This is a genomic window from Paenibacillus dendritiformis (genome assembly GCF_015845845.1).
Classification (GTDB): Bacteria; Bacillota; Bacilli; order Paenibacillales; family Paenibacillaceae; genus Paenibacillus_B; species Paenibacillus_B dendritiformis_C.
This window is the reverse complement of sequence record NZ_LDIG01000277.1, coordinates 1-4,007: the sequence shown is the minus strand read 5'-3', so window position 1 is coordinate 4,007 and position 4,007 is coordinate 1. Positions and strand designations below refer to the sequence as shown.

At 56.7% G+C, this 4,007-nt stretch carries 1 protein-coding gene; it reads left to right on the top strand.

Annotated elements, in window-relative coordinates; translation table 11 throughout:
* Window positions 1-4,007: AMP-binding protein (locus ABD76_RS27520; RefSeq protein WP_197260080.1), on the top strand; the 4,007-nt coding region annotated here is incomplete at both ends.

Genomic DNA, 4,007 nt, shown 5'->3' with positions numbered 1-4,007 from the left:
CGGCGACCGTGTCGGACTGATCGGCAAGCGTTCCATCGAGACGATGGCGCAAGTACTCGGGATTTTAAAAGCGGGAGGAGCCTATGTGCCCATCGATCCGGACTACCCCGAAGAACGCCGCTCGTATATTGCAGAGCATTCGAGCAGCAAGCTGGTGCTCTCGCCGGGAATGTGGGAGCGGGAAGGAATGGAGAGGTATTGCGCTGCGGACGTGACATGCGGCAGCCAAGCAGGTGATGCGGCATACATCATCTATACCTCGGGCAGCACTGGCCGGCCGAAGGGCGTCATGACGGGCCACAGGGCGGTCTGCAATACGATTCAGGATATGAACCGCAAGCTGGGGATTACCGGGAGCGACCGCTTTATCGGACTATCCTCGATGAGCTTCGACTTGTCCGTATATGACCTGTTCGGAGCCTGGAGCGCGGGGGCAGCGCTCGTGCTCGTGGCCGATCAGCGCGATATGGAGAACGTGCTTCATACGGTCAAGGAGAAGGGGATTACCGTCTGGAACTCGGTGCCTGCCCTCATGGATCTGGCCGTCGCGTGCATGCAGGAGGACGAAGCGGTCCTTCCTCTCCGTTCCGTGCTGCTTAGCGGCGACTGGATTCCGTTGAACCTGCCGGAGCGAATCAAGCAGCGGTTCCCGAAGGCCGACGTCATCTCGCTCGGGGGTGCGACGGAAGCTTCCATCTGGTCGATCTACTATCCAATCGGACAAGTCCGGCAGCAATGGAAGAGCATCCCTTACGGCAGGCCGTTGGCGAATCAGAAATTTTACGTGCTTAATTATGAACTTGAACCGTGCCCTGTCGGAGTAGAAGGGGATCTCTATATCGGCGGAATTGGATTGGCGGAAGGCTATTGGAACGATGAAGAAAATACGCGGCAATCGTTCATCATCCATCCGTCGCTCGGTCGGCTGTATGCCACTGGCGATCGCGGCAAAATGATGATCGAAGATTATGCTTCCGCGTCATGGAACAATGATGCTGCCAACGATGCTGCCGGCCATTGCCCGGTGTCCCATCAACAGTCTGACCTGTATATCGAATTTCTGGGGCGCAGAGACCGGCAGGTGAAGATACGAGGCTACCGGATTGAGCTGGGAGAAATAAGCACCTGCTTCATGGAGCACGAGGCCATTCAGCATGCCATCGTCACCGCTCGAACAGAAGAGAACGGCACGAAGTATTTATGCGCCTATTACGTCTCGGACCAAGCTCAGGAAGATGAGGCCTTGCGGGCATATGCCGCGCGGAAGCTGCCGGACTATATGATTCCATCATCTTTCGTTCATATCGCCAGCCTTCCATTGACGCCGAATGGCAAAGTAGATTGGCAGGCGCTGCCGGAGCCTAAGCGGGGCGATGCAGATCAGGCAGCAAGATACGTCCCGCCTCGGACGACTATCGAACGAACATTATCGATCCTCTGGCAGTCCGTGCTGAACATGCGGCCGATCGGGATACATGACAGCTTCCTGGAACTGGGCGGAAGCTCCATTGCCATGGTGAAGCTTCTGCATCATATTCGGCAAGCCTTTCCATGGGAGGAAGCCGCTCGCAGCCAGCTGACACTGCAATTATTCAAGCAGCCGACGATCGCCGCCATGGCCTCATTGCTTGAGAACCTGCTTCCGGGAACAGAGGGATTGCACGAGCCTGATGAACAAGAAGCATGCAAGCTTGAGGCGCATGCTGCCGGATCTGCACCAGACGCTTGGCCTCCGATAACGGCAGATCACGCGAACCGGCATGAACCTTTCCCATTGACCGATATTCAATTGGCTTACGTGCTCGGCAGGGAAAGCCGCTATGAGCTAAGCGGATTCTCGACGCGAGGCTACATGGAGCTGGAGACTTCCTGTGACGTGAAAAGGCTGGAGGGGAGCTTGCGGCAAGTGATATCCCGTCATCCGATGCTGCGCGCCGTCGTGCTGCCTAGTTATGAACAAAAGATTTTGGAAAAGGTGCCGGATTACTCGATTGTGGTCGAGGATATAAGCCTTCTAGAGGAAGCGGATCAAACAAAAAGATTGCTCTCTGAACGGGAACGAATGGCTCATCGAGTCTTCGAGCTTGGGAAATGGCCGATGTATGAGTTCAAAGCATTCAAACTGTCGGACGATACCCATCAGCTATGCTTCAGTTGGGACGTCACGCTCATAGACGGGGAGAGCATGCGCCAGCTTGGCAAAGAGCTGTGCCATTATTATCATGCGCCGGAAGCTGCACTGCCGGACCAAGACATCACGTTTCGGGATTATGTGGCGGCGCTCGGGCGGTATCGGGAGTCGGAGGCGTACGAAGCGGATAAAGCTTACTGGCTGAAGCGTCTGGAGGAATTCCCGCCGGCGCCGCAGCTGCCGCTTACAGCCAATCCGTCTGCCATCGTCCAGCCGCGCTTCAGGAGAATCAGCAAAACGTACACGCCTGAACAATGGATGGTATGGAGAAGAATCGCAAGCGAACACAACGTCACGCTATCGGCGCTCATTTGCGCCGCATACGCCCAGATGCTTGCTTACTGGAGCAACCAACAGCGGATGACGCTGAATCTGACCGTCAACAATCGTCTGCCCGTGCATGAGCATATCGAGTCCATCATCGGCGACTTCACGTCAACACTGCTGCTGGATGTCGATGTGTCTGCCCAATCGTCCTATTCTGAGCGAATGCAGCTTGTGCAAGAAAAGCTTTTCGCGGCGCTGTCCCACCGAAGCTATGACGGCGTGCAAGTCGCCAGCCACTTGAGCAGGCTTCATCAATACGGTTTGCGACCGGTTGCCCCGATTGTATTTACGAGCCTGCTGAACGGCGATCCGCAGGCAGGCACAGAGTGGGAAAAGATTGGGCGAATCACGTGGGATCTGTATGCAACGCCGCAAGTCTATATCGATTGCATTGCGATGTGGCGCAGCGGCGATCTGCTGCTCACATTTGAATATGTGGAGCAGCTGTTCGACGACAGCGTCATCGAATCGATGTTCCGTCAATATACCGGAATTCTCGAGAAGCTGCTGGAACCTCGGGCAGCCGCGGAGATGGAGATCCGCTTGGGGCCGCCTGGGGATCAAGAGTTATGGATAGAGCGTTTCAACGATACCGGTGAAGCGATCGGAGCGACGACGCTGGCGGCGTTGTTCATGACGCAGGCTAAGCGAACGCCCGATCACGTCGCAGTAATATTCGGGGAAGAGTCCGTGACGTACCGTGTCTTGCACGAGCGTTCGAATCAAGTGGCCCGCTACTTGCGGGAGCAAGGCATTATGCCCGGCGACCGTGTCGGACTGATCGGCAAGCGTTCCATCGAGACGATGGCGCAAGTACTCGGGATTTTAAAAGCGGGAGGAGCCTATGTGCCCATCGATCCGGACTACCCCGAAGAACGCCGCTCGTATATTGCAGAGCATTCGAGCAGCAAGCTGGTGCTCTCGCCGGGAATGTGGGAGCGGGAAGGAATGGAGAGGTATTGCGCTGCGGACGTGACATGCGGCAGCCAAGCAGGTGATGCGGCATACATCATCTATACCTCGGGCAGCACTGGCCGGCCGAAGGGCGTCATGACGGGCCACAGGGCGGTCTGCAATACGATTCAGGATATGAACCGCAAGCTGGGGATTACCGGGAGCGACCGCTTTATCGGACTATCCTCGATGAGCTTCGACTTGTCCGTATATGACCTGTTCGGAGCCTGGAGCGCGGGGGCAGCGCTCGTGCTCGTGGCCGATCAGCGCGATATGGAGAACGTGCTTCATACGGTCAAGGAGAAGGGGATTACCGTCTGGAACTCGGTGCCTGCCCTCATGGATCTGGCCGTCGCGTGCATGCAGGAGGACGAAGCGGTCCTTCCTCTCCGTTCCGTGCTGCTTAGCGGCGACTGGATTCCGTTGAACCTGCCGGAGCGAATCAAGCAGCGGTTCCCGAAGGCCGACGTCATCTCGCTCGGGGGTGCGACGGAAGCTTCCATCTGGTCGATCTACTATCCAATCGGACAAGTCC